At 62.6% G+C, this 26,200-nt stretch carries 16 protein-coding genes, 5 tRNA genes and 1 pseudogene; 9 read left to right on the top strand and 13 right to left on the bottom strand.

Features of this window, described 5'->3' with window-relative positions:
- Positions 1 to 98: 98 nt before the first annotated feature.
- Positions 99 to 1,829, bottom strand: coding sequence for a hypothetical protein (locus FEM01_RS10795; protein ID WP_138219431.1), 1,731 nt, complete (start codon positions 1,827 to 1,829; stop codon positions 99 to 101).
- A 382-nt stretch (positions 1,830 to 2,211) separates the two neighbouring features.
- Between FEM01_RS10795 and FEM01_RS10800 the strand changes: the two genes are divergently transcribed.
- From FEM01_RS10800 to FEM01_RS10815, 4 genes are all read left to right on the top strand, one after another.
- Positions 2,212 to 3,489: a hypothetical protein gene (locus FEM01_RS10800; RefSeq protein WP_138219432.1), complete on the top strand. Its 1,278-nt coding sequence runs from the start codon at positions 2,212 to 2,214 to the stop codon at positions 3,487 to 3,489.
- Positions 3,490 to 3,513: 24 nt separating this feature from the next.
- Positions 3,514 to 8,655 carry an RHS repeat-associated core domain-containing protein gene (locus tag FEM01_RS10805; protein WP_138219433.1) on the top strand — a complete coding sequence of 1,714 codons (5,142 nt, stop codon included), beginning with the start codon at positions 3,514 to 3,516 and terminating at the stop codon, positions 8,653 to 8,655.
- Positions 8,656 to 8,841: 186 nt separating this feature from the next.
- On the top strand, positions 8,842 to 11,358 hold the full coding sequence (locus tag FEM01_RS10810) for a fimbria/pilus outer membrane usher protein (RefSeq protein ID WP_138219434.1): 2,517 nt from the start codon (positions 8,842 to 8,844) through the stop codon (positions 11,356 to 11,358).
- Between the two features lie 44 nt (positions 11,359 to 11,402).
- On the top strand, positions 11,403 to 12,473 hold the full coding sequence (locus tag FEM01_RS10815; RefSeq protein ID WP_138219435.1) for a fimbrial protein: 1,071 nt from the start codon (positions 11,403 to 11,405) through the stop codon (positions 12,471 to 12,473).
- A 109-nt stretch (positions 12,474 to 12,582) separates the two neighbouring features.
- Here FEM01_RS10815 and FEM01_RS10820 read toward each other — a convergent pair.
- From FEM01_RS10820 to FEM01_RS10840, 5 genes are all read right to left on the bottom strand, one after another.
- Positions 12,583 to 12,658 (bottom strand) — tRNA-Gly (locus tag FEM01_RS10820).
- A gap of 82 nt (positions 12,659 to 12,740) precedes the next feature.
- Positions 12,741 to 12,816: transfer RNA gene (locus FEM01_RS10825), tRNA-Gly, on the bottom strand.
- 7 nt (positions 12,817 to 12,823) lie between these two features.
- Positions 12,824 to 12,896, bottom strand: a tRNA-Glu gene (locus FEM01_RS10830).
- Positions 12,897 to 12,988: 92 nt separating this feature from the next.
- A tRNA-Gly gene (locus FEM01_RS10835) sits at positions 12,989 to 13,064 on the bottom strand.
- Between the two features lie 2 nt (positions 13,065 to 13,066).
- Positions 13,067 to 13,142: transfer RNA gene (locus tag FEM01_RS10840), tRNA-Glu, on the bottom strand.
- A gap of 395 nt (positions 13,143 to 13,537) precedes the next feature.
- On the opposite strand from FEM01_RS10840, the gene FEM01_RS10845 reads away from it, so the two are divergent.
- Positions 13,538 to 14,305, top strand: a complete 768-nt coding sequence (locus FEM01_RS10845; RefSeq protein ID WP_138219436.1) for a hypothetical protein — start codon at positions 13,538 to 13,540, stop codon at positions 14,303 to 14,305.
- 59 nt (positions 14,306 to 14,364) lie between these two features.
- Here FEM01_RS10845 and FEM01_RS10850 read toward each other — a convergent pair whose 3' ends face one another.
- Complete coding sequence (locus FEM01_RS10850; RefSeq protein WP_138219437.1) at positions 14,365 to 14,847, bottom strand: GAF domain-containing protein; 483 nt, start codon at positions 14,845 to 14,847, stop codon at positions 14,365 to 14,367.
- A complete protein-coding gene (locus FEM01_RS10855) occupies positions 14,848 to 15,735 on the bottom strand; it encodes an ATP-binding protein (protein ID WP_138219438.1) in 888 nt (295 codons plus the stop codon).
- Positions 15,736 to 15,893: 158 nt separating this feature from the next.
- On the opposite strand from FEM01_RS10855, the gene FEM01_RS10860 reads away from it, so the two are divergent.
- Complete coding sequence (locus FEM01_RS10860) at positions 15,894 to 18,248, top strand: hybrid sensor histidine kinase/response regulator (RefSeq protein WP_138219439.1); 2,355 nt, start codon at positions 15,894 to 15,896, stop codon at positions 18,246 to 18,248.
- On the opposite strand, the gene FEM01_RS10865 is transcribed toward FEM01_RS10860, so the two are convergent.
- Complete coding sequence (locus FEM01_RS10865) at positions 18,238 to 18,726, bottom strand: glutathione peroxidase (RefSeq protein ID WP_138219440.1); 489 nt, start codon at positions 18,724 to 18,726, stop codon at positions 18,238 to 18,240. The two genes, FEM01_RS10860 and FEM01_RS10865, sit on opposite strands and share 11 nt — an antisense overlap.
- 12 nt (positions 18,727 to 18,738) lie before the next feature.
- A complete protein-coding gene (gene msrB, locus FEM01_RS10870; RefSeq protein ID WP_138219685.1) occupies positions 18,739 to 19,134 on the bottom strand; it encodes a peptide-methionine (R)-S-oxide reductase MsrB in 396 nt (131 codons plus the stop codon).
- Positions 19,135 to 19,303: 169 nt separating this feature from the next.
- Between msrB and FEM01_RS10875 the strand changes: the two genes are divergently transcribed.
- Positions 19,304 to 20,515 carry a pyridoxal phosphate-dependent aminotransferase gene (locus FEM01_RS10875; protein ID WP_138219441.1) on the top strand — a complete coding sequence of 404 codons (1,212 nt, stop codon included), beginning with the start codon at positions 19,304 to 19,306 and terminating at the stop codon, positions 20,513 to 20,515.
- Between the two features lie 214 nt (positions 20,516 to 20,729).
- On the top strand, positions 20,730 to 21,617 hold the full coding sequence (gene htpX / locus FEM01_RS10880; protein WP_138219442.1) for a protease HtpX: 888 nt from the start codon (positions 20,730 to 20,732) through the stop codon (positions 21,615 to 21,617).
- Positions 21,618 to 21,664: 47 nt separating this feature from the next.
- Here htpX and FEM01_RS10885 read toward each other — a convergent pair whose 3' ends face one another.
- The gene (locus tag FEM01_RS10885; protein ID WP_138219443.1) at positions 21,665 to 22,330 is read right to left on the bottom strand and encodes a thiopurine S-methyltransferase; all 666 of its coding nucleotides are present in this window, start codon (positions 22,328 to 22,330) and stop codon (positions 21,665 to 21,667) included.
- Between the two features lie 102 nt (positions 22,331 to 22,432).
- On the opposite strand from FEM01_RS10885, the gene FEM01_RS10890 reads away from it, so the two are divergent.
- Entirely contained in the window at positions 22,433 to 23,185 is a 753-nt protein-coding gene (locus FEM01_RS10890; protein WP_138219444.1) for a DODA-type extradiol aromatic ring-opening family dioxygenase, read from the top strand.
- Between the two features lie 169 nt (positions 23,186 to 23,354).
- Here FEM01_RS10890 and FEM01_RS10895 read toward each other — a convergent pair.
- A pseudogene (locus FEM01_RS10895) lies at positions 23,355 to 25,074 on the bottom strand (DEAD/DEAH box helicase).
- A gap of 319 nt (positions 25,075 to 25,393) precedes the next feature.
- Positions 25,394 to 26,149, bottom strand: a complete 756-nt coding sequence (locus tag FEM01_RS10900; RefSeq protein WP_138219446.1) for a spermidine synthase — start codon at positions 26,147 to 26,149, stop codon at positions 25,394 to 25,396.
- Positions 26,150 to 26,200 lie beyond the last annotated feature (51 nt).

Consider the following 26,200-nt stretch of genomic DNA (forward strand, 5'->3'; position numbering starts at 1 on the left):
ATAACAACGTAATCGTGGGAGATGTTTTGCTTATTAGATAACAGCAATCAATAAGCGCCTTACATCAAAATCGGCTAGTTTCACTACGCGCTTGCCAGTCATTTATTTAGGGAGACGAAAGCGTCGGGTACGGCATGCGTAGTTTTGCCGCCGTCGAAACTAATGCGTGCGGTCATGGTCATTCGCGAGTTGGCTGCCAACCCTCTCAGGTCTTGCAACGGCACTCTGGCCACAACCATTTTCTGGGACAGCTCGGAAGCACTCACCGGAACGGCGTCACGCAGGGTTTTCTGGTATTCACCCACACCACTCACAGCGATCGTGACCTGGTTGCCGACCGCCATGAACGGCCATTGGTGGAGCACAAGGTGCGGGTCTTCGGTGAGCTCGCCGAGCGACAAGTTGCCCAGTCCATCGGCTTCATCGCAGAGCACCTGCTGGTAGCCGTTACGTGGAACCGGATGGATCCGCAGGTTCAACGGCTCGGAAGCCCATTCACCCTGGCTGGTGGCCACGCTGTAGGTCACCGCGAAGCGCTTGGCTGATGCGTCGTTGCTCTGCTCCATGTTGGCGGCGATGAAATCGGCAGGCACCTTGAAGCGCAACGGGCTGTGCGGATCATCCGGAGCCTCCACCACGGTGCGGCCACCCTCTGTGTCGCCCAACCAGTGAACCTTGACCGTATCGTCCGGCTGCACCGCACTGTCAGGTACATTGACCCAGGCGCCGGCGTTGAAATCGGTCGCCGAACCCACCGCGTTGCCCGCGCCCTCAGCCGTGGTTTTTTCGACGCTCGGCGCCGGGCGTGGCCCACGGGTGCGCTCGACCTTGAACACAAGCGGCGCCGAGCTCATGGCCCAGCCTTCGCGGGCAATCTGGAAGAACAACACCACCTCGTCACCCACACTGGCGCCCAGCGCCTTGGGGTCGATCTGCCACTGCATCAAGCCACCCGCCAGGCTACTGGCATCCAAGCGCAGCGCTAGCGTGTGGCGGTTGTCCAGCTGAGTGCCAGTCCAATGGCACAGCACCAGGTCACCGGCCTCGACGCCCGCCGGGCAAGGCGCTTGAAGGGTTAGGCCATTGGCGAAAGCGTCCGGGTCCAGCACGTCCCCACCGGTAAAACCCACAATGCTCATGGCAGGCAGCAGCGGCTCGCTGGCGGGCTCTCCCTGCACCGCGAAGACCTGTTCCGACGATTGCAGCGTATCGGCCTGCCCCTTGAGCAGCACGGTGTAGTGCAGCACCGCCTTCCCATCCACCAAGTTGCGCCAGTCGGTACGCCGCACCTGGCATGCCAACGCAGCGCCCAGCTCGCCCGCCTGGGGTGAACAATCGTAGGTTTTTTCCCGAATCGGGGTACCGTCCTGCTCCTCGCCGTTGAGCAGCAAGGTCACCTGGTCGCCCACCTGCATAGCCTGGTACGGCGGGATATACAGGGTGGCGCCTGCAGTGGCCATCGCGCTGTAGTCGATGACCAGCGCGTGGGACTCCAGCGCCTGCACCGGTGCTAGCTGCTCCTCAAGCGCCGGCCTGCTGCGCAAGCCGACATAGCAGAATTGGCGCATCGATTCGGTTGGCAGATCATCGTTGACGCGGTAGGAGTAGAACACCCAACCGCCATAGGCGCCGGTCAGCAAGCGGTTGGCGATCTTCACGAGCACGCCATTGTCTGGGTCTGGGTTGATCACCGGGGTAACGGCATCAATATCGTCGATGGGTTCACCCTGCTCGTCCGACCCACGCCAGATCACCTTGATTTCGTCACCGGCCTGGATGCCGGGAAAGTTCACATAGGTTTCAAGATCGGCACCAGCCAATGCGTCCACATCGATCTCGGCGTTTGCGGTCAATGCAGGAATATGAGGAAGCGGGAAGCGCGTAGGTCCTGTCTGTTCAGCAGCGCATGCTTGCCCATCTGGTCGGTTTGTCGATTTCATGTACTGAAGCTCCACGGGTTTGGCACTTTTTTACGCCGCCACCCGTAAGCCGCCAACTGACAGAAATAATAGGTTCCCTTGATTGCCCCTGTATTCGCGCCGTGCCAGGCCACCTGATATTTTTACCAGTTGTGGAGGCTTGGTACGCTAAGGCATATTGAAAATTTAAATAATCAAGGCATGTTTTGCTGACTAGCAATTCTGTCAGGTGTGCAAAGCCACCGGTACTTTTATCCTCCAGATACGCACTACTCAAGCGTGACAGGTTGCAATGTTCAACCTGATGAATTATCGCGCCGCGTTACACAACGCCAAGCGATCCCAGCGTATTTCTGGAGAGACCAAGATGCTATTTAACCCCGTTGCACCCACCTCACGCAGACTGCAACCTGCCCTATTTGGCATGTTCTTGATCAGTTGCCTGGCAGGCAGTCTGGCGCAAGCAGCGAGCCCCAACACAGACGCCGGGCTGATTACCCTTTATGGCAAGAAAGGCGACATTGAGGACCCCGAGAACGATAACTACGCCACTTGTACCATCAAAGTTCCGCCCGCCGGCGCTGGGCGTTCTTTCGATGAAAACCTGAACAATCCCAGCTCGTCCTGTTATGAACTGCGCATATCGACCATTTCAATGTCGAACATGCCACCGGCCACCCAGATACTGCTGACCGACGATTATTTTTGCAACACCGCCCTGGACGACAGTTATGACGTAAGGCGTGACCCCGAAAGCAATAAAAACTTCTGGGTCAAACTCAGAACCGGTGCAGCCGGTGCCACATTGGAAGAAGAAAGTATCAGTGCGCTTACCTTCAAGGGCTTTGCCAGCAACGCTTCGCCCTCCTCGGGCAATATCAGCAAGGACGTACAGGTCGAAGATTTCAAGATCAGCGGCAGCAGCGATCGTATGACCTACACGCTGTCCTGCGTGCGGATCATCAGCTCCACCAACAAGAACACCAAACGCGGTGAATACCTTACACCCGTAGTCAATAGCGACTGGCACGAAGCGGTGAAAGAGTCGCAAAGCGTGGACTGGACTTGCCCCGCCGACAGCATGATCAGTGCACGCAAGCATGAAGGTGATGAAAACGGCAATACCGCCTACAAATGTGCCTCGCTTCCCGGCGTCAAAGTACTGCATGCCCAATGGTCGGCGAAGTTCCCGGAGTGCGGGATTAACCTCAAGGCCGATTACGACGAGGACAAGCACAGCTACAAAACCTGCGCCGAAAAAAAGTATGACAACGCCAATGCGCAGTTCCTGTACTTCAGTTGCCCCGCAGACCAAGTGATGACCGGCCGAAGCCACGAAGGCGATGAAAACGGCGACACACGCTACCAGTGCGCGGAGCTGTACCAAGGTGCCAATGAAGCCAAGAACCGTGTCACGGTATGGCCCGCCAGCTGGAGCGCTCCAATCAAGGAATCCAACAGCGAACATGCCTGCCCGGCAGGCCAGGTCATGGTCGGCAGGGCGCACAAGGGCGACGAGAACAACGACACCCGTTACCTGTGCGCCAAGCTGCGCGCGCCCGCCAATTGATCGCCATAGTCGGAGCACGCTTCCATGATTGCCTCTTCAAGCACCCACTCCAATGCGTTCAACTTCCTGGGCTTCATGCAGGGACAGGTCGACCCGCGCACTGGTCAGTACACCCTCGGCATCGAACTGCCGAAGCTCGCCGGTAACGACCTGATCGGCCCCACCCTGCCCCTGCGCCTGGATTTCAGCCCGCTCACCACCGAGGACAGCGGTTACGGCAAGGGCTGGAGCCTCAACCTCACGCAGTACGACCTGACCAGCCACACCCTGTCGCTGATTACCGGGGAAAGCTATCGGGTGACCAACGATGACCCCAAACCCGCCAGGATCGACGAACAGAAACTCGTGAGTTTCGAGTTCTACAAGGACGATGCCGACAACTACCGGGTAGTACACCGCTCTGGCCTGATCGAGCACCTGCGCGTGCAGGTCAGCAACGGCCAGCGCGTGGCCCTGCCGCACCGGGTTTACGCCGCTTCCGGGCATTGGATCGAGTTGAGCTATACCAGGCCCGCGCAGTTGAGCCATACCTGCCTGGACAGCATCCAGGATGCCACCGGCAGACGCTTGCTGTGGGTTGAGTATCAAAGCCTCAGCCAGTTCAACCTGCACCTGCACCCCGAGAACGGTGCCGATGGCGCGGCGCTCAGCACCTACACGGTCAAACTGACTAATCGCCTAGTGACCTCTGTGGTACTGCCCGAAGGCCAGGCGAACTGGGAGTTCGAGTACCTCAACAACGCCTCGACCCAGAACATGACCTGCCTCAAGCAGGTGCGCACGCCAACCGGCAGCCGCGAAACCCTCGCCTACGACGACGCTGGCCACCTGCTGCCCAGCGGTGCGCCGCTGGCCAGGTTGCCTCGCGTGAAGAGCCATGAGGTAGACCCTGGCTTCAAGCAACCAACCATGCTCACCGAGTACACCTACTCGGCCAACAACTTCATGGGCGGCAACAGCAGCCTGAAGTGGACACCTGGCGAAGACACGCTCTACAAGGTGCCCGGCAGCAGCACCTACTTCTATGAGTCGACGCAGACCCAGGCCCTGGATGGCAAAGTGGTGCGCAAAGTATTCAGCCGCTACAACCGCTACCACCTGTTGGTCCTGCAACGCACCGAACAGCTCGGCCCGGTGGCCGAGGTGCAAGCCTCGCGCACTGCGCAGCCGGTCGAGGACTGGCACATCCAGGAAACCGAGACCGTCTACCACGAAGACCTGAATCTCGACTTCGCCCTGCAACCGCGCAAGTTCCAGATGGCCAAGTACGCCATCGAACGCTGGCGCATGCAAAGCGACACGAACAAGTTCCGCCAGCAGGTCACCTACACCGACTTCGACGAGCATGGCAACCAGGTGCTGGAGGTGCAACCCAACGGCATTCACACGGTCAGTGAGTATTACCCCAAGGAGGGTGAGGCCAACGACGACGACCGGCACACCGGCTGCCCTGCCGACCCCCACGGTTTTGTGCGCAGTACCAAGCGGCGCACGATCTACCCCGCCGATTTGGGGCCAGGCGTGCTACCCGACGACATGCCCGAAACGATCCCCGCACTTGGCAACGTTGAATCCGGCGCCGTGGTGCTGTCCAGCGTGTTCCGTTACCAGCTGTTCGGTGCGCTCACCGACGCAACCCGCTCGGCCAGGGTGGCCGACCAATACCTGGTGATCGGCAGTGAAAGACTGGAGCAAGGCGAAGGGGGTGAGGCGCTCGTCCTTGAGCTGACCGAACGCAGCTACCTGAACCAACCTGACAAACCGACCTTGCATGGGCGTCAGGAACACGAGCAGAAAACCCTGTACAACCCGCAAGCCGACGGCCTGCTGGCCAGCGAAGGCATCACCACGCAGTGGCGCTACCCCAACGCAACGCGCAAGCACGCCGCCGCGCCGTTGGAGGTCAGGGAAACCGTTACCTGCAAGGGTCAGCAGAAAAACCTGCTCAGCCTGCATTCGAGCCTGACCGGCGACGTGCTGCGCCAACAGGACCTGCACGGCAACTTCACCGCTTACGAGTACGACGCCCTGCAACGGGTGGTGAAGCAGACCTTGGCCGACGGCACCCCGAACGCCGCGGTGCATACCTTTGCCTATGAGTTAGTCGCAAGCGCCGGTCAACAAGCGACCGTTACCGTGACCGACGCCAAGGGCGTGGCCACCCGCTCGTACTACGACGGCGCCTACCGCCTGATCGAGCAATGGCGCAAGACCGAAGCCGCCACTGACGAACAGAAAGTGTACGAGGCCAGCCACGATGCGCTGGGCCGTGTGATCGAGGAAACCCACTACGACCATGCCACGCAGTTCAGCGGTGGCCAGCTGGCGGTAAGCACCCGCTACGTATACGGCGCCTGGGAGGAAATCAGCCAGACCCTAAAGGCCGACGGTACTTGCCTGCACAACGCCTATTCGCCGTTCGGCGAGTTCGGTGACGTCAATGCCAACTGGCTGACCTCGGCCGAACAGCCGACCCTGCGCCAGCAGCATAGCGTGACCCACAGCGACCTTAACGACAGGACCGTGCGGGTGGAGCGCTTCGACAGCGACGGCAAGCTGGCTGGCCGCCAGGACTACTACCAGGATGGCCTGGGCCAGTGCCGGCGCGAAGAACAGCGCCTGCGCGACCCCGAATCCGGGCGCGAGGAGCTGCGCAGGACCCTGCATGCCTACGATGCCCATGGCCGCATGGTGCAGACCGAGCGCCCCGACAAATCAGTGCTGCGCCGCACGTTCGCCGGCCATAGCCGCAACGAGCTGGTCGAACGCATGGCGCTGCACACAACCGGCACGGCCCCTGGCATTACCGTGTGCGAGCGCGAGTTCGACGGCCTGGAACGCATGATCCGGCTAGCCGGCCCGCGCGAGGAAAGCTACACCTACACCGGCGAGCAGATGCTGATGAGCACGCGCACCACCGCCGCCAAGCGCGAGTTCGACTACACCTACGACACCAGCCTCTCCACCCAACCCAAGACCATCTCTGCCAAGGGCCAGACTGCGAACACCTACGCCTACGACAGCAAGACCACCGCGATCACCAGCGCGGTCAATCCGGCAGGCGTGCGCAGCTACCAGTACACCGACCAAGGCTACCTGCTCAAGGAAACCTGGGATGACACGGCCGGCGGCGACCGCTACGTCTGCGACCACGTCATCTCGCTGCAAGGCCGACCACTGGCGCGCGACGACAGCGACCAGCAGCAAACCCGGCATGGTTATGACACCCACGGCCGGCTGGCCTGGACCACCCAGGGCAACCTGCGCGCGGACTTCACCTACGACGCCAACGGCAGGCTGTGGCGCACCGAGACCCGCGACCTCGACAGCCAGCACGCCCTCGTCTGTGAGCAGTTGTACGACAGCCTCGGACGCGAAATTACCCGCCACCTGACGCGCTTTAACGGCACGGTCGAGCTCGACAAACAGACCATCACCCAGGTGTGGCGCGACGATGACCTGCTGCATAGCCGCAGCCTGGCCCACGATGGCAGGCAACAACTGAGCGAAACCTTTACCTACGATGCGCGCAACCGCCTGGAGGCCTACCTGTGCGAAGGCGAGCCCGCCGCCCTGCCCTGCAATGCGAAAGGCCGCGCCATCGAGGAGCAGGACTTCAGCTTCGATGAGCTGGACAACCTGGTCGAGTGCAAGACCTGGTTCGCCGATGGCACGCGCGATACCGCCACCTACACTTGCGTAGGCTTGCGCCTGACTCGGGTAGCGCACACCCACGACGACTACCAGCCCAAAATCGTCGATTTCAGCTACGACGACGACGGCAACATGCTCAACGACGAGGCCGGTAACCAACTGGTGTATGACGAGTATGGCCGCCTGAAACAGGTACTCGATGCCAAGGGCCAGGCGCTGTTCGGCTACCGCTACGATGGCCATGACCACCTGGTAGGGGTGCGCGAAGGCGCAGCGACACAGGAAAGCCTGCGCCGCTACCAGAACGAACGCCTGCACAGCACCGTCGAAGGTAACCTGCTCACCCAGTACCTGTACGACGGCGAGCGCCCGCTGGGCCTGCAACAAAAAGGCGATGCTGGGGCCACGCGCCTGCTGCTGAGCAACATGAGCAACAGCGTGCTCGGCGAAACGAGCCAGGGCAGCCTGACCGAGGCCCGCTACGCTGCCTACGGCGGACGTGACCAGTCGGGTCAAGCGCCAGAGTTGCAGGGCCTGCTTGCATTCAATGGCGAGGCGCGCGAGCGGGCGCTGGGCTGGTACCTGCTGGGCCGCGGCTACCGCGCCTACAACCCCGAGTTGATGCGCTTCCACAGCCCGGACTCGATGCCCCAGGAGACTGCCGGCATCAACCCCTACCAATATTGCCTGGGCGACCCGGTGAACTGGCGCGACCCGACCGGGCACGCAGGGCAGCCCACCACGCCGCCGGCGACCGCGGGCACGCGGCGCAAGAAAGCCAACAAGACCGGCCTGTGGATCACCCTGGGTATCTCGATCGCTGCCGCGCTCCTCTCCATCGTCACCTTCGGGGCCGGCGCGATAGGCGCCGTGGGTGCCGCAGGCTCCTTCGCAGCGCTGTCGGCAGCCACCAAAGTATGGATGGTGGTCGGTGTTACCGGCTCCTTGCTGCAGTTGGGCGGTACCGCAGTCCAGGTCGCATCTGTGCTCGAGAAGGATCCGGAAAAAGCCAATACGCTTTGGGCCATTGGCGGGGCGGTCAGTTTCCTGGGCACGATCATGACCGGTTTGGCAGCATCGCAGATGTTCTCGGCGAAGGCGGCGCTTCAGGCGGCGGCGGCGAAGAACGTAGCGGGTGCGAGCCAGTCGGAGGCAATGAAGGGGCTTGAAACCAGGGTTACGCAGCTAGAACAACGGCCACCTCAGCGAGGGGCTCGTGGGCCTGAGGGACCTCAGGGACCACAAGGACCACAAGGACCACAAGGAGAACCGGGAGTGCAGGGCGCGCAAGGCAGGGCGGGTGTTGACGCGCCAAGCGGGGTCGGTGGGGTAAGAAATAATCCGATCTTTGTCGACGAAAAGAGCCCTACACCCACACCACCAAGTTCGCCATTACCCCCCACCAGGCCCACAGCAAGCGCAAATCGGTGGGTATCTGCCCCAAGCGGCGGCATGGTGCAAGTAGAGTCCATGGATGTTGAAAAGAAAGCTTTAAAGTCGTCTAACGGCTGAGCCCTTCGAGTGAACCTCTCCTGACACGAGAGGTTCACTCCTCTGACTTAGTCGCCTAATTCGTCAGATCACGCCTACATACCCTTTCCTCCCTCCTCCCTAACCTTCCTCTCCACGCTCAGCCCGCCAAGGCGTGGACGAAAGTCCACAACCCAGCGACCTACCTCACATATCCGAGACCCCTTCATGCGTCACGCCAACCGGCGTCGGCACCCGCCGTCACCCCTTCGTTTTGCACCGCTGCTGGCCCTAGGCGGCAGTTGCCTGCTGCCCGCTGGCCAGGTGGCCCAGGCCGAAGAGCCTAGGCTGAAGTTCCATTCCGGTTTCATGCGCCAGGCCCCCGGCCAGCCGCCGGGTAGCGCCGAACTGGCCTTGCAGGCGTTGGCCGAACAACAGTCGCTGGCCGCCGGGCGCTACCCGGTACAGGTACGGGTGAACCTGGCCCACAACGGCGAGCACACCCTCGACTTCTACGAAAAAGGGCCGGGCCTGGGGCTTGCCCCCTGCTTGAGCCCGGCCCTGCTGGCGGAGCTTGGGTTGCGCCTGGAGCGCCTGGAAGCCACTGTCGACCCCGATACCGCGTGCATTGACCTGGCCGCCCAGCTACCCGGCGCCGACGTGAAGTTCGACAGTGCCAGCCTGCAACTGGACATCGCCATCCCCCAGGCAGCGCTGCGCCGCGACGTGGCCGGCAGCGTCGCCCCCGAACGCTGGGACAGCGGTATCAATGCAGCCTTCGTCAGCTACCAGGCCTCGGCCCAGCACAGCAGCCGCCGTGGCGGGCAGAGCCGCAGCCAGCAGGACCTGTACCTGAACAGCGGGGTCAACCTCGGCGGCTGGCGCCTGCGCAGCAACCAGAGCCTGCGCGAGGATGAACACGGCCGCCGCCACTGGAACCGCAGCAACACCTATGCCCAGACCGACCTGCCTGGCACCTGGGGCACCCTGACCCTAGGCGAGACCTTCAGCAACGGCGAAGTGTTTCGCAGCCTGCCATTCAAGGGCGTGCAACTGGCCTCGGACCTGGGCATGCTGCCCGACGTGCTGCAAAGCTATGCCCCGGTGATCCGTGGCGTGGCGCAGAGCCGGGCAAAGCTCGAGGTACTGCACAACGGCTACCCGATCTACAGCACTTACGTCGCCGCCGGCCCCTACGAAATCGACGACCTGGGCGTCGGCGGCGGCAGCGGCGAGCTGGAGGTGGTGCTAACCGAGGCCGATGGCCAGGTGCGGCGCTTCATCCAGCCGTATTCGAGCATCGGCAACCTGCTGCGCCAAGGCGTATGGCGCTACACCGCAGCGCTGGGCCGCTACAACCCGGTCGGCGACAGCGACCAGCCGAAACTCTGGCAGGCCACCCTGGCCCGCGGCATCGACTGGAACACCACCCTGTATGGCGGCATGCTCGGCGGCGACTACTACCGCGCCGGGCTGCTCGGCGCGGGTCGCGACTTCGGCCAGTACGGCGCCGTGTCACTCGACCTCACCCACGCCAGCAGCGACCTGGGCCGCGACCTTGGCAGCGTCAGCGGACAGAGCTATGCCATCCGCTACGGCAAGGCCTTCCAGACCCGCACCAACCTGCGCTTCGCCGGCTACCGCTACTCCACCGAAGGCTACCGCGACTTCGACGAAGCCGTGGCCCAACGCAACGCCGACCAGTACTACATGGGCAACCGCCGCAGCCGCCTGGAGGCCTCGGTGCATCAGCAACTGGGCCTGCGCAGCTCGCTGAGCCTGAGCCTGACCCAGGACGACTACTGGAACAGCGACCGCCAGCGCCGCCAGTACCAGTTCCAGTTCAACACCCAGTACCGAGACATCGGCTACAACCTGTTCGCCTCGCAGTCACTTGGGCGCAACAACCTCAGCGACCGCATGCTCGGCGTGAGCGTGACGATCCCGCTGGGGCTGGGCAACAGCAGCAGCGCCAGCTTCGACATGCAAACCCAGGGCGGGCGCCACATCCAGCGTGCCAGCCTCAGCGGCAGCGACCTGGACAACCGCCTGGGCTACCGCGCCGCGCTCAGCCGCGACGAGCAACAACGCAACAGCCTGGAACTGTCGGCCAGCTACCAGACCGCCCACGCCAACTATGGTGCCGGCATCAGCGAAAGCCGCGACCAACGCAACCTGTCGGTGAACGCCAGCGGCGCCCTGCTGGCCCACGCCGGCGGCATCACCCTGACGCCCTATCTCGGCGAGACCAGTGCCTTGATCCAGGTGCCGGACATCCCCGGCATCGGCGTGGAAAACGCCCCCGGCGCGCGCACCAATGCCAGCGGCTACGCCGTGGCGCCGCACCTGCGCCCCTACCGGGTCAACTCACTGAACCTGCGCACCGAACAGCTAGGGCCGGACATCGAACTGGACAACGGCTCGCAGGCCGTGGTGCCGCGACGCGGGGCCATCGTCAAGGCCACCTTCGCTGCGCGCCAGGTTACCCGCCTGATCCTCACCTTGCAGCACGACGCCGGCCAGCCGCTGCCGTTCGGCAGCCAAGTCAGCGACGAACAGGGCAATGTCGTGGCCATCGTCGGCCAGGGCGGCCAGGCACTGATTGCCACCGGCCCGCAGGCGCAAACCCTGGGCGTGCGCTGGGGCAAGCAAGGCCAGCAACACTGCCGGCTGGCGATCGACCCAACACAGATGCAACAGCGCCAGGGCTACCACCTGCAGACCCTCACTTGCCCGACCACCTGAACCCGAAGGTGCCAGTGATGGCGCCTCGCTATACGGATTTACGCATGTCCACCCTCAAGCACCTCTACGCGGCACTCAGCCTACTCGCGCTGTCCAGCGGCGCCCACGCCATCCCGCATTGCGCCTGGCTCACCACCCCTGGCCCGCTGCGCTATGACATCGACCTTGGCAATACCTGGGTGGCCCGGGATGCTCCTGTCGGCAGCATGATCGGCCAGATCCGCAACCTGACGGCGGCCGAGGCGCAAGGGCGCCAGATCCGCTGCGACAACGACGGCAGCGGCACGCTCACCTTCCAGGCCTCCCCGGCGGTTCCTGTGCACCCCAACCCGCTACCACCGGTCAACAGCTGGAACGTCGATGGCAAGGTCCTCGACACCGGCATTCCAGGGGTGGGCCTGTACATTCGCCTGGGCTTCCCCTTCACCGGTGGCGCCAGTAATGCCTTCACCCCGAAGAACGATGTCGCCATTCCCTACGACGGCGACCACGCACGCGAAGTCGGCGCCACGCCGATCCAGATCAACACCGCCAGCACCTTGATCGCCAGCTACACGCTGATCAAGACGGGGCCGATCCCCGCCGGGCTACAGCGTTTCGGCAAACAGATGGCGCGCAGCCAGATCACCGACCTGGGCAGCGCGCTGGATATTCATGTGAGCGGCGGCGTGCAGCAGGCGCAGTGCACCCTGAAGGCCGACGCAGTCAGCGCCGATCCGGTGCAACTGGGCACTCATGAGGTGAAGGATTTCACCGGGGTGGGCAGCACCACGGCAGCCACGGACTTCCATATCACCCTCAGCGATTGCGAGGACGATTCGGCCGGCAGCATCGCCCGCGCCTTCGTGCGCCTGGAAGGTGCCCGCGGTTCGGTACCGCTGCTACCAGGCCTGGGCGTGTTCGGCCTGAGCAGCAACTCCTCTGCCGCTGGCATCGCCATCCAGTTGCTGCGCAGCGACAACACCCCGATGCCACTGCAACAGGACGAGCCGGTCACCGCGCTGTCGATCGGCGTGACCCGCCTGGACTTCAAGGCCCGCTACTACCAGATGGAGGCCAAGGTGACGCCTGGACTGGCCGAAGGTGCGCTGGACTTCACCATCAGCTACCGCTGAAAACGCTAAAGCCCTGGGTGCCAGGTGGCACATCCAGGGCTCTTGGGTGTTTTTCGACAACGGCAGAAACGAAAAAAGAGACTTTCGTCTCTTTTTTCGTTTCGATGTTTGGAGCGGGAAACGAGACTCGAACTCGCGACCCCGACCTTGGCAAGGTCGTGCTCTACCAACTGAGCTATTCCCGCAAAGTGAAGCTTTACCGCATTTGGCGTGAAACGCTTGAAGCCTTTCACCACCTACACACCGCCACGGCGCTGTGCTTTGAACTGGAGCGGGAAACGAGACTCGAACTCGCGACCCCGACCTTGGCAAGGTCGTGCTCTACCAACTGAGCTATTCCCGCAATGTGACGTCCCCTAGGGGACTCGAACCCCTGTTACCGCCGTGAAAGGGCGGTGTCCTAGGCCACTAGACGAAGGGGACTAAGCCGACGCTTTTCAGCGTACCAGGTGATGAACCTCACGATTCAGCCTGGATTTTCTTTTCCTGCCCTGCCGAAGCAGTGCCGGAGAAACTGGAGCGGGAAACGAGACTCGAACTCGCGACCCCGACCTTGGCAAGGTCGTGCTCTACCAACTGAGCTATTCCCGCATTGGCGTCCCCTAGGGGACTCGAACCCCTGTTACCGCCGTGAAAGGGCGGTGTCCTAGGCCACTAGACGAAGGGGACACACTACAACATTCACTCCCTGAAGCGTTTGGCTGTGTGCTTTACGCTGCAAGTGGCGCGCATTCTATGGATGCCTCGACAACCCGTCAAGCCCTTTATCAAAATTTATTTAAATCAATGACTTCCCGTTTTCCTGGGCGCTTGCATCGGGTGCGCCCAGGGTTTGACGTTGCTATTTTGACGCCAGGTCGGCAAGCTCATGGCAAATCGCTATGAGCTTGAGTAATCCTGGCGTTGGCCGATAGCAAGGGACAACGATCGTTCGCGGTTGAACCCGCTGCCGCCAGGTTCGGTTCGCACACTTGGCACATCTGCCGGGCTGCACTGTTCGCCATCGGACGAACTCACTACACTCACGTATAGATGCAACACTTCTTCTTGATGAGGCGTTAACGGTGACACCACTTCTGATCACCCTGCTTATCGTTGCGGGTATCGCATTGCTGATCGTGATCGGCTACCTCAACAACGTGGTCGAGAACGGCAAGCTCGAACGTGCCCGGCTCAAGGTGGAGCTGGCTGAGCGCCTGCGCCGCTGCGGCGAAATCTCCGAAACTTTCCCAGGTCAGTTCATGACGCCAGCGCTCAAGCTGATGCTGAGCCGCCTGGAACTGAACCTCAACCAGCGCCAACTGGCCCTGGACAAACACAACACGCCACTCAAGACACGCATTGCCGAACTCGAAGGCCTGATCGCCCTGGGCGAGAAGATCCCGGTAGGCAATCCGCCCTCGCCCATCCACACCGAAGTCAAGGCAAAGGATGTGCGTTTCTTGCTCGAACTGCTGCACAGCCAGATCGTGCGTGCCACCCAGGAAGGTTTCCTGGCCACCAACGAAGGCAAGTACTGGGTCAAGGAAGTTCGCCACATTCTGGTGCTGCTGCACATCGAGTTCTTCAACAACCTCGGCCAACAAGCCTTGCAGCAGAACCAGCCCGGCCAGGCGCGCCTGGCGTTCGAACGCGGTGTGCAGTACCTGCGCAAGCAGCCCGAGCCCAAGCAGTACGAAGAGCAGCTCACCTACATGGAAAAGCTGCTGGCACGCTCCAACGCCCAGGTACTGGACCAGATGGAGCCGGCTGCCGACGAGCAGAACGCGCTCACCGAAGGGCTGAAGACCGACGAAGACGAAACCTGGAAGAAGCGGGTCATCTACGACTGAGGTCACATCGACCGCGTTGCAACAAAAGCAAGGGGCCTGTTCAAGGCCCCTTGTTCATTTCAGCAATCGCTCAATTCAAGGAAGATGGCCGCCAGGCGTTCCAACCCAACCTGGTCGGCTGCGCTGAAGCGCGCAAGCTTGGGGCTGTCCAAGTCCAACACACCAATCAGGCGCCCGTGCTTGACCAGCGGGATCACCAGTTCGCTATTGGACGCACTGTCACAGGCGATATGCCCAGGGAAGGCATGTACATCGTCTACCCGCTGGGTCTGCCGGGTGGCTGCCGCCGCGCCGCACACACCCTTGCTGAACGGGATGCGCACACACGCCACCTGGCCCTGGAACGGGCCAAGGACCAGCTCCTCGTTGCGGTTGAGGTAGAAGCCGGCCCAGTTCAGGTCGTCCACCTGGTTGTACAGGAAGGCCGAGAACTGCGCGGCGTTGGCAATGAAGTCGCGCTCGTCGGCAAACAGCGCCTGCACTTGCGCAGCCAGCAGGTCGTAGCCATCGAGGCCTTTGCCACTGGCGTTGAGGTCGATCATTTATTTCTGCTCCAGCAATTGCAGCCCGACCCAGTAGCGGGCGAACTGATAGGCACAACGGCCATTACGGTTGCCGCGGCCAGTGGCCCAGCGCACGGCGAGAATTTCGAGTGCTTCGGTACGTTCCCAACTCAACCCGGCCGGGCGCGCCAGCTGGCCGATCCAGTGTTCGACCACGTCCAGGAAATGCGCCTGGCTGAACGGGTAGAACGACAACCACAGGCCAAAGCGGTCGGACAGGGCGATCTTGTCCTCCACCGCTTCGTTGGGGTGCAGTTCACCGTCGATCATTTTCCAGTTTTCGTTGTCGCTCTGCTTCTCCGGCACCAAATGGCGGCGATTGGAAGTGGCGTACAGCAGGACGTTGTCCGGCGCCTGCTCCAGCGAGCCGTCGAGCACGCTCTTGAGTACCCGGTAGTCGCCCTCCCCGGCTTCGAACGACAGGTCGTCGCAGAACAGGATGAAGCGTTGCGGCAACTGTTGCAGTTGCTCCACCACCCGTGGCAGGTCAGCCAGGTGGTCGCGCTCGATCTCGATCAGGCGTAAGCCGGCTGTGGCGTGCTCGGCCAGCAGCGCACGCACCAGCGACGATTTGCCGGTGCCGCGCGAACCCCACAGCAGGGCATGGTTGGCGGGCATACCGTTGATGAACTGATGGGTGTTGCGACCCAGTTGCTCACGCTGCTTGTCCACGCCGATCAGGTCGGACAGGCGCATGTCCAGGCTGACCTCCAGCGGCAGCAAGTAGCCGCTGCGGCCATCGCGCTGCCAACGCGCGGCCAGCGTCTGCGACCAGTCGATATGCGGACGTTGCGCAGGCAACAAGGGTTCAAGACGCGCGAGAACGGATTCGGCACGTTCCAGAAAAGCAGTGAGGCGAGCGTCCATCGGGGCTCCTGGCAAGTAGGGTTTCGGGGGTTCGCAAGTTCGCGGGCAAGCGCGCTGCCACAGGCGTGCAGCGGTGGAAACAGGCTTGCCGACGAAGGCGCCGTACAGGCCGCCGCTGAATGTTCTACAGACCCACCAGCAGCCAGGGCTGATCGGCTATGCTTGCGCAGCGCACGGAGCAAGTAACCGGCCTGGAACCCATGGATATCAAGTTCACCCATCGCCTGTCATACAAGCAAGCCCGGTTGACAGTCATGGCCGGCTTCATTCTGGGAACATTGCTGAGTCTCATCCAGATCGGCATCGATTATGCCAGCGAAGACGCGTCCATCAACCGTGAAATTCAGGCGCTGCTGAAAATCAGCCATGACACGGCCTCGCGCATCGCCTACAACATCGACGACGAGTTGGCCCAGGAACTCACCGGTGGTTTGCTCAAGTCCCCGGCGCTGGTCGGCGCCCGCTTGATCGACAACAACGACACGGTGCTGGCCGACGTGCAGCGTGCTCGCCTGGAAAGCCGCTACCGGCCACTGTCGGACTTCCTGTTCGGCGAACGGCGCCAGTTCCAGGACCGCCTGTACCTGGCGCACATGCCCGAGGAATACCTCGGCACTTTGTACCTGGACGTCGACACCTTCGCCTTCGGCGGTCGCTTTCTCGACCGTGCCGGCATCACCTTGGTCAACGGCTTCGCCCGCAGCCTGGTGCTGACCGGCATCCTGCTAGGGCTGTTCTACCTGATGCTGACCAAGCCTCTGGTCACGGTCATCGGCGCCCTGAGTGGCAGCGACACCCGTACGCCCCGGCAGGCGCGCGTGGAGTGCCCCAAGGGTCATGAAAACGATGAGATCGGCGTGCTGGTCAAGGTCGCCAACCAGCAGTTCGTGAGCATGGCCACCGAGATCGAACAACGCCGCACTGCCGAAAACCGACTCACCCAATACCTCAACGAACTCGAAGACATCGTCTCGGCCCGCACCAACGAACTCAAGGCCAGCAACAGCCGCCTGAGCCAGTCCAACCAGGAGCTGGAAGATGCGCGCCAGCGTGCCCTGGACATGGCCCAGGCCAGGGCGGCGTTCCTGGCCAACATGAGCCATGAAATCCGCACCCCGCTCAACGGCATGCTGGGCATGATCGCGCTGGCACTGGACAGCGGCCTGGCGCCCGAACAGCGCCAGCAACTGTCGATCGCCCACGACTCGGGCAAGGTGCTGGTGGACCTGCTCAACGATATCCTCGACCTGTCCAAGTTCGATGCTGGCCAACTCGAACTCGAACGCATCCCCTTCGACCTCGCGGCGATGGCCGAGGACACCGCCAACTTGCTTTCCCAGAACGCCGCCCCCAGCGTCGAGCTGACCTGCCTGATCGCCCCGGACTTTCCCAGCACGGTGCTGGGCGACCCCACGCGGGTGCGCCAGATCGTCAGCAACCTGCTGTCCAACGCCCTCAAGTTCACACGTTTCGGGCGGGTGGATGTGCGCCTGACGCAAATCGTCGGCGGTGTGCGCCTGGAGGTCAGCGACACCGGCATCGGCATCCCCGAAGAAGCCCAGGCGCGTATCTTCCAGCCGTTCACCCAGGCTGGCGCCGGGATCACCCGCCAGTACGGTGGTACTGGCCTGGGCCTGGCACTGACGCGCAACCTGTGCATGGCCATGCAGGGGCACTTGTATATCCACTCCGAAACCGGCTTTGGCAGTCGCTTCAGCGCCGACCTGCCACTGCTCGCACACACTGAAGCAATCCCACCGACAGCACTGAGCGGCCGGGTGGTGGCGCTGGGTAACCGCGCGAGCGGCCTGGCCGAACTGCTGCAAACGCTGCTGCCATGCTGGGGCCTGGATTACCGCCATGTCGACGATGCCATGCCGTTGGCGCACACCGAGGTCGACTTGTTGATCACCGACGATCTGAACCGCGTGCTGGATTTGCGCCCGGGGATCAAGGCACCGATTCTGCTGGTGACCGCTTATGGCAACTTCCTGCCCGGTGAGCAGGCCCACCAATTGGCGCCGCTGCACCAGATGGCCCGGCCACTGGCCCGCAACGCCCTCTACCAGACGTTACGCCGCACCCTGCTAGGCGAGCCTAACGCGCCGCTGCCGCACGAGATCCCGCTGGGGCAGGAACGGCGCGCGCGGATTCTGCTGGTGGAGGACAACCCGGTGAATCAACTGGTGGCCAAAGGCATGCTGAGCAAGCTCGGATGTCAGGTCGAAGTGGCCGCGCAGGGCGCCGAGGCCCTGGACTGTCTGGAGCAGGCAGCCTTCGACTTGGTGCTGATGGACTGCAACATGCCGGTGATGGACGGCTACGAGGCCAGCCGGCGCATTCGTCAGAGCGGGCGCTGGCCGGAATTGCCGATCATCGCCCTGACCGCCAATGCCATGCCCGAGGAGCGCGAGCGCTGCCGCGCCGCGGGCATGGACGACTACCTGGCCAAGCCGTTTCGCCGCGAAGAGCTACTGGCGCTGATCGACCACTGGGTACCGTTCAGCGGTTGAGCAGCCGTTCGATGTCGCCTTCCAGTGCCTGGGGCTTGGTGGTGGGGGCATAACGGGTGACCTGGCCACCGACCGGGTCGATCAGGAACTTGGTGAAGTTCCACTTGATTTTCTGCGTGCCAAGCACTCCTGGGGCGCGGCGCTTGAGTTCGACGAACAGCGGGTGGGCCTCGGCGCCATTGACCTCGACCTTGCGAAAAAGTGGAAAGCTGACGCCGAAGTTCAACTCGCAGAACTGCGCGATCTCATGGGCATCGCCTGGCTCCTGCTTGCCGAACTGATTGCAGGGAAAGCCCAGCACTACCAGGCCACGACTCTGGTAGTCCTGCCACAGCCGCTCCAGGCCCTGGTACTGGGGCGTGAAACCGCACTGGCTGGCGGTATTGACCACCAACAGCGCCTTGCCGGCGAAATCGCCGAGGGTTTTCTGCTCACCGCCAAGGGTGACGCAGGGGGTATCCAGCAGTGCATCGGCCATGGGGGCTCCAGTTCAGTCGCGGGGTTTGAGGTCCAGGCACACCGAGTTGATGCAGTAGCGCAGGCCGGTCGGTGGCGGACCGTCGGGGAACACGTGGCCCAAGTGGGCGTCGCACCGCGCGCAAGTGACCTCGGTGCGGATCATCCCGTGGGAGGTATCGCGGATCTCGATCATCGCGGCGTCATCGATCGGCGCATAGAAGCTCGGCCAGCCGCAGCCGGCGTCGAACTTGGTCTGTGCATCGAACAGCGGCAGGTCGCAGCAGATGCAGTGGTAGATGCCGTCGCGGCGCTCGCTGTTGTACTTGCCACTGAACGGCCGCTCGGTGCCTTTGAGTCGGCACACCTGATACTGGGCCGGGTCGAGCATGGCGCGCCATTCTTCCAGGGTCTTGTCGATCTTCTGCATGGGAACCTCGGCAGGCTTGAATTTCACCTCGCACCGTCTTTTCCCTGGCGCGGGTGGCACGTATATTAGTTGGCTTCGTGTGCCAGGCGCCAAGTCTGGCACCTGCTTCCTGCCCTTTCAAACCTTTCGCGCAAAGGCGGGCGGGCGTCTTCTCAATCGGGATCTCATCATGCAGTTCAGCAAATCGAACAAGCTCGCCAATGTCTGCTACGACATTCGAGGCCCAGTGCTCAAGCACGCCAAACGCCTGGAAGAGGAAGGCCACCGCATCCTCAAGCTGAACATCGGCAACCCGGCACCGTTTGGCTTCGAGGCGCCGGACGAGATTCTCCAGGACGTCATCCGCAACCTGCCCACCGCGCAAGGCTACAGCGACTCCAAAGGCCTGTTCAGCGCGCGCAAGGCGGTGATGCAGTACTGCCAGCAAAAGCAGATCGAAGGTGTCGGCATCGAAGACATCTACCTGGGCAACGGCGTCTCAGAGCTGATCGTGATGTCGATGCAGGCGCTGCTCAACAACGGTGACGAGGTGCTCATCCCGGCGCCCGACTACCCGCTGTGGACCGCTGCGGTGAGCCTGGCCGGTGGCAAACCGGTGCACTACCTGTGCGACGAGCAGGCCGACTGGTTCCCCGACCTTGAAGACATCAAGGCCAAGATCACCCCGAACACCAAGGCCCTGGTGATCATCAACCCGAACAACCCGACTGGCGCGGTGTACTCCAAGGAACTGCTGCTGGGCATGTTGGAGCTGGCCCGCCAGCACAACCTGGCGGTGTTCTCCGACGAGATCTACGACAAGATCCTCTACGACGAAGCCGTGCACATCAGCACCGCCTCGCTGGCCCCAGACCTGCTGTGCCTGACCTTCAACGGCCTGTCGAAGTCGTACCGCGTGGCCGGTTTCCGTTCGGGCTGGTTGATCATTTCCGGTCCGAAACACAATGCCCAAAGCTACATCGAGGGCATCGACATGCTGGCCAACATGCGCCTGTGCGCCAACGTGCCGTCCCAGCACGCCATCCAGACCGCCCTGGGCGGCTACCAGAGCATCAACGACTTGGTGCTGCCGCCGGGCCGCCTGCTGGAGCAGCGCAACCGCACCTACGAGCTGCTCAACGCCATTCCAGGCGTGAGCTGCGTCAAGCCGATGGGCGCGCTATACGCCTTCCCACGCATCGACCCGAAGGTGTGCCCGATTCTCAACGACGAGAAGTTCGCCCTCGACCTGTTGCTGTCCGAAAAGCTGCTGATTGTGCAGGGCACGGCGTTCAACTGGCCATGGCCGGACCACTTCCGTGTGGTGACGCTGCCGCGAGTGGATGACCTGGAGCAGGCTATCGGGCGAATCGGCAATTTCCTGCGGACCTACTCCCAGTAAATCACGCCCCATCGCAGGCTGGCCCCAGCCTGCGATGGCACCGAATAATTTCTTACATCCTGCAACGCTCTATCCCACAGCCCCTCTGGCATCCTCTGCCATACTCCCCCGCGTACACAGTTTGAAATAGTCGCCTGGTTGAAACGGTGACACCCTCCCCTTATATACCCCCGCAGTACGCAACAATTCCTTCCGTCAGGAGAACGTGACAACCATGATGCGCATTCTGTTGTTTGTAGCCACCAACCTTGCGGTGGTGCTGGTTGCAAGCATTACCCTGAGCCTGTTCGGCTTCAACGGGTTCATGGCCGCCAACGGGATCGACCTTGATCTTGGCAAGCTGCTGGTGTTCTGCGCCGTATTCGGTTTCGCCGGCTCCCTGGTCTCGCTGTTCATCTCCAAATGGATGGCGAAGATGAGCACCGGCACCCAGATCATCACGCAACCGCGCACCCGCCACGAGCAGTGGCTGTTGCAAACCGTCGAAGAGCTGTCCCGCGAGGCCGGTATCAAGATGCCCGAAGTGGGGATCTTCCCGGCCTACGAGGCCAACGCCTTCGCCACGGGCTGGAACCGTAACGACGCGCTGGTCGCCGTCTCGCAAGGCCTGCTTGAGCGCTTCTCGCCTGATGAGGTGCGCGCAGTGCTGGCCCACGAGATCGGTCACGTGGCCAACGGTGACATGGTCACCATGGCGCTGGTGCAAGGCGTGGTGAACACCTTCGTGATGTTCTTCGCGCGTATCATCGGCAACTTCGTCGACCGCGTGATCTTCAAGAACGAAGAGGGCCACGGTATCGCCTACTTCGTCGCGACCATCGTCGCTGAGCTGGTCCTGGGCATCCTGGCCAGCATCATCGTCATGTGGTATTCGCGCCGCCGCGAATTCCGCGCCGACGAAGCCGGTGCCCAACTGGCCGGCACCGGTGCGATGATCGGTGCCCTGCAACGCCTGCGCTCGGAGCAAGGCCTGCCGGTGCACATGCCCGATACGCTGAAAGCCTTCGGCATCAATGGCGGCCTCAAGCATGGCCTGGCTGGCTTGCTGATGAGCCACCCACCACTGGAAGAGCGCATCGACGCACTGCGCCGCCGCGGCTGATCCACAGGTGTCTGCAAAAGGGCGACTTCGGTCGCCCTTTTGCATGTTTATCGAGCAGCGCCACCGCGCTGAAGACGGTAGGCGCGCTCCACCAGGCTGTGTACACCTGCCTTCTGGAACTTCGGGCTATCGCCGATGATTTCGGGCGCAGCGAGCGTTTCCACCTGCCAGCCGGCAAAGCCTTGGCGTACTTCCTCGTCTGCCACCGAAAACGGCGGCCCACCGATCAGTGACTGGTCGTAGTCCAGCGTCACCAACAGGCCTTTGCACGCCTCGGGCAACACATCCCCCAACAGCGCCAGGTAGCGCCCGCGCATGTCCGGTGGCAGGGCAATCAGCGCCGCCCGGTCATACAGCGCCGCGCACTCGCTCACATCCTCGGGACGCAGGCTAAAGATATCCCCGCACCACAGCGCCACCTCATCGCTGCGCCAGACCTCGAACGCCCCCTGCCGGGACACTTCGGGCGTTAGCCCATGCTCGGCAAAAAAACACGCAATGGCGTGCTGCGACAACTCCACGCCCATCACCTGGTACCCCTGCCCGGCCAACCAGACCAAGTCCAGGCTCTTGCCGCACAACGGCACCAGCACCTTCGCGCCAGGGGGCAGCGCCAAGCCGGCCCAATGCGTCTGCAAGTAAGGATTCACCTGCGCCTGGTGAAAGCCGATCTGATTGTCCGCCCAACGCTGGTGCCAGAACGCTGCCTGCATGATCACTCCTGGTTTTTCGATAAGTAGATATCAAAACTTAGTTTGTATATCGATCTTTACCTGATCGAAGATACCTTCATCTTACTCGCCAGGACCTTCGCGATGCTGCCCAGCCTGTTTATTTCCCACGGATCCCCCATGCTCGCCCTGCAACCGGGCGCCAGCGGTCCAGCCCTGGCCGGTCTGGCGCGCGCGCTGCCCAAGCCCAAAGCGATCGTGATGGTGTCGGCGCACTGGGAAAGCCGCGAACTGTTGGTGACGAGCAACCCCAATCCCGCCACCTGGCACGACTTCGGCGGCTTCCCGCCGGCCCTGTACGCCGTGCAGTACCCGGCACCGGGAGACCCTGCGCTGGCGCAACGGGTGGCTGAACGGCTGGGAGCACGCCTGGATGACCAACGGCCGTTCGACCATGGGGCGTGGGTGCCACTGTCGCTGATGTACCCGCAGGCGGATATCCCGGTGGTTCAGGTCTCGCTGCCAAGCCAAGCCGGGCCGGCCATGCAATTGAAGGTGGGCGCGGCACTGCGGGCACTGCGCGAGGAAGGCATTTTACTGGTCGGCTCGGGCAGCATTACCCACAACCTGGGCGAGCTGGACTGGCACGCCGGGCCCGAGACCATCGAACCCTGGGCACTGGCGTTTCGCGACTGGGTGGTGGAGCAGTTGCAAGCAGGTAACGAGGCGGCGTTGCTGGACTACCGGCATCAGGCGCCGTTCGCGGTGCGCAACCATCCCAGCGACGAGCATCTGTTACCGCTGTACTTCGCCATGGGGGCGGGTGAGCGGTTCGGGATCGTGCACCAGGGGTTTACGATGGGGGCGCTGGGGATGGATATCTACCGGTTTGACTGAAGGTGCCGGTTAAGCCATTGGGGCCGCTACGCGCCCCGTTCGCGACACAAGGCCGCTCCTACAATGTCCACGTGAGCCTTGTGAATGTCGGCTTACGCAGTCGTGCAGGAGCGGCCTTGTGTCGCGAACGGGCCGCACAGCGGCCCCAATGGCCTAAGCTACGTGAGGATCAATCCTCGCGGTAGCGGCGCAGCTTGAGTTGCTTGCCGGCCACGCGGGTGTCCTTGAGCTTGGTCAGCAGACGCTCCAGGCCATCTTCCGGCAGCTCGATCAGACTGAAGCTGTCGCGTACCTGGATCCGGCCGATGGCATCACGGGCCAGACCACCTTCGTTGAGGATCGCACCCAACAGGTTCTTGGCAGCGATACCGTCACGGGCACCCAGGGCAGTACGGCAACGCACACGACCTTCGGCCAGCGGCATCGGCGCACGGCGCTCGCGGTCACCCGCACTGCGCTCGCTACGCTCACCACGCTCGGCGCGCTCGCCGGTACGCTCACGCGGGGTGTAGGTCGGCACCAGCGGTTGCTCGCGCTCAACGCTGGCCAGATCCAGCGCCTGACCGTTGGTGGCCTTGCGCAGCAGGGCCGAAGCCAGTGCGCGGGCGCTGCAACCCAGGTCGGCGGTCAGACGGTCGAACAACTCGCCGTGGCTGGCCTCGGACTCGGCCACCAGCGGCGCCAGGCTCTTGGTCAGCTTCTTGATGCGTGCATCGAGCACCGCTTGCGGGTTAGGCAGACGGGCTTCGGCGACTTTCTGGCCAGTGACACGCTCGATCACCTGCAACATGCGGCGCTCACGCGGGGTGACCAGCAGCAGCGCACGGCCATCGCGACCGGCACGGCCGGTACGGCCGATACGGTGAACGTAGGACTCTGGGTCGTACGGCATGTCGACGTTGAACACGTGGGTGATGCGCGGTACGTCCAGACCACGGGCAGCGACGTCGGTGGCGACGACGATGTCCAAGCGGCCATCCTTGAGCGAGTCGATCACGCGCTCACGCTGGTTCTGGGCGATATCGCCGTTCAGTGCAGCAGCCTTGTAGCCTTTGGCTTCCAGGGCGGCGGCCAGGTCCAGGGTGGCTTGCTTGGTCCGCACGAAGGCGATCAACGCGTCGAACTCTTCGACTTCCAGCAGACGCAGTACAGCCGGGATCTTCTGGTCAGCGTGGACCATCAGGTGAGCCTGATCGATCGCGGTAACGGTCTGGGTCTTGCTCTGGATCTTGACGTGCTTGGGCTCGCGCAGGTGACGCTCGGCGATCGAACGGATCGACGACGGCAGGGTCGCGGAGAACAGCACGGTCTGGCGCGACTCAGGGATGGCATCGAAGATCACTTCGAGGTCGTCCATGAAGCCGAGCTTGAGCATCTCGTCCGCTTCGTCCAGTACCAGGTACTGCACGGTGGACAGGACTTTCTCGTCACGCCGCAGGTGGTCGCACAGACGGCCTGGGGTGGCGACAACAATTTGCGCGCCGTTGCGAATGGCACGCAGTTGTGGGCCCATCGGGGCACCACCGTAGACAGCCACTACGTTTACGCCCGGCATCTGCTTGGCGTAGGTTTCGAAAGCGGTGGCTACTTGTAGCGCCAACTCACGGGTTGGCGCCAGGATCAGGGCTTGCGGTTCGCGCTTGCTCACGTCGATCTTGTTGAGGATCGGCAGGGCGAAGGCAGCGGTCTTGCCGGTGCCAGTCTGCGCCTGGCCGATCATGTCGTGACCGGCGAGGATGATCGGGATCGACTGTTGCTGGATAGCCGACGGCTCTTCATAGCCGGTGGCCAGGACGGCAGCAACGATGTTCGGATTGAGTTCGAGAGCGGCGAATCCGCCGATTTCCTGGGTCATGGGTCTGCCTCTAGGTGCATCCGCAAAGACCCATGCTCCAAAGCTGCACATGCCTTGAAAGACCAAACGGTCACCCAGGCAGCTTTGGCGGCGGGGATTTGCGAAAACGATTGAAATAAGAAACGTGTGAGAGGGTCCGCCTAGCGGACATGCAGCCGAAGCTGGATTCGGAGGATTTGCACCACCTGATTTTAGGGTCCGCTAAAAGACCGGCGCGTACTATATACGAATTCGCCTAAGACCGGGAGAAATATTTCAGCAGGAAAAGCCAGTATGCAGGACCGGCTGAAACGATTCCTTGTAGGAGCGTTGGGCTTGGGTGTTGCGCAGTCCTGTGGGAGCAGAGGCGGTTTTCAGGTCGCCGGCCTCACCACATTGATCAAATACTCCAGCGAATACCCCAGGCGCGGCGCGAGTGCCCCTGCCCGCTCGCGCAGCCCATCAAGATCCAGCGTCTGCTCCAGGTCCGCCGGCACCAGCAAGATCACGTTGCCCTCCTTCACCGGCAGTTCCCAGTAATGCCGGTGGTACAACCCACGCAACAACGCCGCGCCCAGTGGCCGGCCATCATCGCCGGCCCATTGGTTGATCACCAACCAACCGCCAGGGTTGAGCTGCTTCTGGCAGTTTTCCAGGAACGTCCAGGCCAGGTGGGCAACGCCCGGCCCGTGATCGGTGTACAGGTCGACGAACAACAGGTCGGTCTTCTCGGCGCTGGGCAGCAGCTCGATGGCATCGCCGATGCGTACGTACAGCCTGGGGTCGTCATCCAACCCCATGTACTGCATGGCCAGGCGCGGCACATCCGGGCGCAGCTCGATGGCCTCGACGTCCTCCAGCGGCAGGAATTTCAGGCAGGCCTGGGTCAGGGTGCCGGCGCCAAGGCCTAGGAACAGCGCGCTTTCCGGTTGCGCGTGGCACAACGCGCCGACCAGCATGGCGCGGGTGTAGTCGTATTCCAGCCAGCTGGGGTCGGCGGTAAAGGTGCAGCTTTGCTCGATGGCATCGCCGAACTCGAGGAAACGGTAATCCTCCACCTCGTACACACTGATGACCCCGAAGGCGTCCTCCACCCGTGCCAGCAATCGCTCTTCCCTTTCCGCCGCCATGCCAACCACCGCCTGCACAAAACGGGCATTGTCCGCCAATGCCAGTGGTGC

The organism is Pseudomonas mosselii, assembly GCF_005796105.1.
Taxonomy (GTDB): domain Bacteria; phylum Pseudomonadota; class Gammaproteobacteria; order Pseudomonadales; family Pseudomonadaceae; genus Aquipseudomonas; species Aquipseudomonas mosselii_C.